Here is a 4,804-nt window from a genome sequence, read left to right as displayed (position 1 = left end):
GTCTGGGTCGCCGACATCATCGCTCCGTACATCGCCATCGAGACCATGATGTACGCGGCCACCGACACTCCCCCGGATGCCACCGGGGTCTCGGTCAGCGGGGTGTCGAGCATCTGGTAGCCGATGATGAAGAACATCAGCACCGGGAACGCCACGGTGAAGAACAGCGCCCGCGGGTTGCGGGAGATCACCGGTGACTCGGGCAAGGTCGGCGCCTTCCTCAAGGCCATCGAGCCGTTCGGCGTGAAGGAGCTCGCGCAGTCGGGCCTCCTGGCCGTCGGCCGCGGCGGCAAGAGCATCACCGAGCGCGTCCTGCGCGGCTGAAACCTCCCACCCTTTTCCACACACCCCCGGTCCCGTCGCGGGACCTGTATTCAAGGAGAAAGCATCCCCATGGCAGAGATCTTCTACGACGACGACGCCGACCTCTCGATCATCCAGGGCAAGAAGGTCGCGATCGTCGGCTACGGCTCGCAGGGTCACGCGCACGCGCAGAACCTCCGCGACTCGGGCGTCGAGGTCGTCATCGCCCTCAAGGACGGCTCCAAGTCCACCGCCAAGGCGCAGGAGGATGGCTTCGAGGTCAAGAACGTCGCCGACGCGACCGAGTGGGCCGACCTGATCATGATCCTGGCGCCCGACCAGCACCAGCGTTCGATCTACGCCGACTCCATCAAGGACAAGCTCACCGAGGGCAAGACGCTCGCCTTCGCGCACGGCTTCAACATCCGCTTCGGCTACATCGACGCCCCCGAGGGTGTCGACGTGATCCTCGTCGCCCCCAAGGCGCCGGGTCACACCGTCCGTCGCGAGTACGTCGCCGGCCGTGGCATCCCGGACATCATCGCCGTCGAGCGCGACGCCTCGGGCTCGGCCTGGGACACCGCCCTGTCGTACGCGAAGGCCATCGGCGGCACCCGCGCGGGCGTCATCAAGACGACCTTCACCGAAGAGACCGAGACCGACCTGTTCGGTGAGCAGTCGGTGCTGTGCGGTGGCATGAGCCACCTCGTCCAGTACGGCTTCGAGACGCTGACCGAGGCCGGCTACCAGCCCGAGATCGCGTACTTCGAGGTGCTGCACGAGCTCAAGCTCATCGTCGACCTCATGTGGGAGGGCGGCATCGCCAAGCAGCGCTGGTCGATCTCCGACACCGCCGAGTACGGCGACTACGTCTCCGGCCCCCGCGTCATCTCGCCCGAGGTCAAGGAGAACATGAAGGCCGTTCTCGCCGACATCCAGTCGGGTGCGTTCGCGCAGCGCTTCATCGCCGACCAGGACAACGGCGCCCCCGAGTTCCTCGCGCTCCGCGAGAAGGAGCAGGGTCACCCGATCGAGGCCACCGGCAAGGAGCTCCGCGGCCTGTTCGCCTGGAAGCAGCAGGATGCCGACTACGTCGAGGGTTCTGCCGCGCGCTGATCCCCGTCGCGAACGCCCCGGAACCGTCTCGGTCCCGGGGCGTTCGCCGTTCCGGCGGGGCATCGCCGCGGTGTCGGCGGGCGACGCTACCGTGGATGCGTGAGCACACCGCGCGACGACGACGCCCTCTCCTGGGGCGGTGACGACGATCCGACGCTCGACGTCGGTGAGAAGCGCTCTGTCGAGCGCGAGCCTTCCGCCGAGGCGCCGGCCCGAGAGGCCACTCCGGCCCTGACGCCAGCGCCGAAGTCCGAGGCCCGTCCGGTGGCGCCCGAGCCGGAGGCGGATGCCATCCACTCGGCGCCGCTCGGCAACGTGGGCCTCGTAGGCATCGGCATGGTGGCGGCGACGTTCGTGCTCTTCGCGGTCGGCTGGCTGATCGCCGGCTTCCGTCTGCGCGGTCTCGGCCTCCCGATTCCCGACGTCACGGTCCTCGCGCTCACGATCGGCGCGGCGCTGGCGCCCCTGGTCTGGTTCGTCGCGGTGCTCGCCCTGACCCGCGGCTGGCGGACGTGGCAGAGGTTCCTGCTGCTGGTCCTCGGCATCCTGTTGCTCGTCCCGTGGCCCTTCCTGTCGTTGGGGGTCTCCGCATGAGCACCGTCGCGCGCACCCGCGCCCTGCCGACGTGGCTGGTCGTCACGATCGCCGGGATCTTCGGCCTGTTCTACGCCTTCGTCGTGTGGAGTTCGGTCGCGCTGCTCATCCAGCAGGCGAACGGCGCCCTCGGACTCAACGGCCTCGGATGGTTCGTGTACATCCTGCCGATCGTGTTCCCGCTCGTGGCGTTCGGGATCGCGTTCGCGATCGGCGCCCGCCGCCGCGCGGGGGAGTTCGCCCTCGCACTGTTGGCCGGGCTCACGCTCTCGGCGGCGTTCTGGCTCGCGATCGTCGGCTACGGCGCGACCTCCTACGGGCTCTACGGAGGCTGAGCGCGAGCCGCGAGCCGCTGCCGCACCGTCACACGGTCCGGCGCGCGCGACGCGCAGCGCTAGGCTGGCAGACGGCCCGCACGGGTCGCGCGCCCGGTTCGCGCCGGCGATGCGCGGCGGTGCGCGCTGCTCCCCAGCACCGTTTCGAAGGACGCATCCGTGACGAAGCCCGTCGTGCTCATCGCCGAAGAACTCTCACCCGCCACCATCGACGCGCTCGGTCCCGACTTCGACGTACGCCACGTCGACGGAACCGACCGCCCCGCGCTGCTCTCGGCCCTGGCCGCGGCGCACGCGGTCCTCGTGCGATCGGCCACCAAGATCGACGCCGAGGCCATCTCGGCGGCTCCGGTCCTGAAGGTTGTGGCGCGTGCGGGTGTCGGCCTCGACAACGTCGACATCAAGTCGGCGACCGCGGCCGGTGTCATGGTCGTCAACGCGCCGACGTCGAACATCATCTCGGCGGCCGAGCTCACGGTCGGGCACGTCCTGAGCCTCGCGCGCCACATCCCCGCGGCGCACGCGTCGCTCGCGCAGGGCCTGTGGAAGCGCAGCTCGTTCACGGGTACCGAGCTCTTCGAGAAGACCATCGGCATCATCGGCCTCGGCCGCATCGGCGCGCTGATCGCGGCCCGCTTGCAGGCGTTCGACATGCGCGTCATCGCGTACGACCCCTACGTCACGGCCACGCGCGCGCAGCAGCTCGGCGTCCAGCTCGTGTCGCTCGACGAGCTGCTCGAGCAGAGCGACTTCGTCACGATCCACATGCCGAAGACGCCCGAGACCACGGGCATGATCGGCACGGAGCAGCTCCGCCGCATGAAGAAGACCGCGTACGTGATCAACGTCGCGCGCGGCGGCCTCATCAACGAGGAGGCGCTGTACGACGCGCTCACCTCGGGCGAGATCGCCGGGGCGGGTCTCGACGTCTTCTCGACCGAGCCCCCGGCCCAGGACGGCCCGGCCCGCAAGCTCCTCGACCTCCCGAACGTCGTCGTCACGCCGCACCTCGGCGCGAGCACCGACGAGGCGCAGGAGAAGGCGGGCGTCTCCGTCGCCCGCTCGGTCAAGCTCGCGCTCGAGGGCGACCTGGTCCCGGATGCCGTGAACGTCGCCGGCGGCGCGATCGACCCGTTCGTCCGCCCCGGCATCGCGCTCGTCGAGATGCTCGGCCAGTTCTTCAGCGGCCTCGCCGACAGCGCGCTGTCGAGCCTCGACATCGAGGTCCGTGGCGAGCTCGCCGAGTACGACGTGAGCGTCTACCGCCTCGCCGCGCTCAAGGGCATCTTCAGCCGCATCGTCAGCGAGACGGTGTCGTACGTCAACGCGCCGCTGTTCGCCGAGCAGCGCGGCGTCGAGACGCGCCTCATCGTCGAGTCCGACAGCCCGCTGTACCGGAACATCACGATCCTCCGCGGCACCCTCGCGGACGGTTCGACCCTCGAGGTCGCCGGAACCCTCGCCGGCACCCGCATGGTGCCCAAGGTCGTCGGGATCAACGGCTACGAGATCGAAGTCCCGATCGAGAGCCACCACATCGTCATGCGCTACGCCGACCGCCCCGGCATCGTCGCGATCTACGGTCAGAAGCTCGGTGACGCGGGGATCAACATCGCCGGTCTCCAGGTCGCGCGGCCGGATGCCACGGGCCGCGCGCTCTCGGTCTCACGGTCGACTCGCCCGTGCCCGACGAGATCCTGGATGCCATGCGTCAGGCCGTGAACGCCGACCTGTTCCGTCAGATCGAGATCGTCGAGAGCTGACGAGTCCGGCTACGTGCGGGGGAGGGGGTCGCGGAGGCGGCCCCCTCCTTCCGTTGGTCCGCGCGTTCGGGTGAAGAACGTGCGGCGGATGGTGGAATCGGTCTCGATACGCCGACGCGAGGCGATTGTCTCCCCACGATCGAACCATGACCTCATCGCTCGTCGCTCGCCTCGCGCTGGTCGCGGCGGGATCGTCCCTGCTCCTCGTCGGCGTCGCCGATGCCGCGCGCGGTCAGGAGTGGGCGCTCCCCGAGGTGGCGGGTGCGGGCGCGCTCCTGCTGGGCGTCGCGCTCGAGGCATCCGGAATCGTCCGGATCGGCCGTCGCCCCGCGCGCTGACGTCAGGTCGTCGCGGCGACGACCGCCGCGATGAGCGCGTCCAGCTCTGATCCCTCGAGGGTGGGCCCGGGCAGCGCGTTCAGGTCCAGCACCGCGTTGAAGTACAGGCCGTCGCTCACGAGCAGCACCATCTGCAGTGCCGTCTCGTCGCGCGTGTGGGGGCGGAGGCTGTCCTCCCAGAGCTCGCGCACGCGACGCAGACTCGCCGATGCCGCGTCGTTCCCGTTCTGGGCCAGCCTCGACACGGCGAGGATCGTGACATCGAGCGGGGAGCCGGTGTTCTGCGAGGACCGCAGATGCGCGGCCACGACGCCTTCGCTCGAGTTCTCGATCTCCTCGACATCCCGTGCGCGAG

General features: G+C 69.7%; 4 protein-coding genes and 3 pseudogenes. 6 read left to right on the top strand and 1 reads right to left on the bottom strand.

All coding sequences use genetic code 11. The annotated features are described in order from the left end of the window. Positions 1-177: 177 nt before the first annotated feature. From I5G_RS25215 to I5G_RS06760, 6 genes and pseudogenes are all read left to right on the top strand, one after another. Positions 178-324 (top strand): annotated as a pseudogene (locus I5G_RS25215) (acetolactate synthase small subunit); the annotation flags it as partial. Positions 325-393: 69 nt separating this feature from the next. After that, positions 394-1,419: a ketol-acid reductoisomerase gene (gene ilvC, locus I5G_RS06780; RefSeq protein ID WP_022878382.1), complete on the top strand. Its 1,026-nt coding sequence runs from the start codon at positions 394-396 to the stop codon at positions 1,417-1,419. A 99-nt stretch (positions 1,420-1,518) separates the two neighbouring features. Further along, complete coding sequence (locus tag I5G_RS06775) at positions 1,519-2,013, top strand: hypothetical protein (RefSeq protein ID WP_022878381.1); 495 nt, start codon at positions 1,519-1,521, stop codon at positions 2,011-2,013. Beyond that, positions 2,010-2,348 carry a hypothetical protein gene (locus I5G_RS06770; protein ID WP_022878380.1) on the top strand — a complete coding sequence of 113 codons (339 nt, stop codon included), beginning with the start codon at positions 2,010-2,012 and terminating at the stop codon, positions 2,346-2,348. The genes I5G_RS06775 and I5G_RS06770 overlap by 4 nt, the downstream gene beginning before the upstream one ends. 159 nt (positions 2,349-2,507) lie before the next feature. Further along, positions 2,508-4,111: pseudogene (gene serA / locus I5G_RS21115) on the top strand (phosphoglycerate dehydrogenase). A gap of 146 nt (positions 4,112-4,257) precedes the next feature. Next, positions 4,258-4,449, top strand: a complete 192-nt coding sequence (locus I5G_RS06760; RefSeq protein WP_022878379.1) for a hypothetical protein — start codon at positions 4,258-4,260, stop codon at positions 4,447-4,449. Between the two features lie 2 nt (positions 4,450-4,451). On the opposite strand, the pseudogene I5G_RS21110 reads toward I5G_RS06760, so the two are convergent. Further along, positions 4,452-4,804 (bottom strand): annotated as a pseudogene (locus I5G_RS21110) (TetR/AcrR family transcriptional regulator); the annotation flags it as partial.

The organism is Microbacterium sp. B19 (assembly GCF_000333395.1).
Classification (GTDB): domain Bacteria; phylum Actinomycetota; class Actinomycetes; order Actinomycetales; family Microbacteriaceae; genus Microbacterium.
This window is presented reverse-complemented; position numbering and strand designations above follow the sequence as displayed.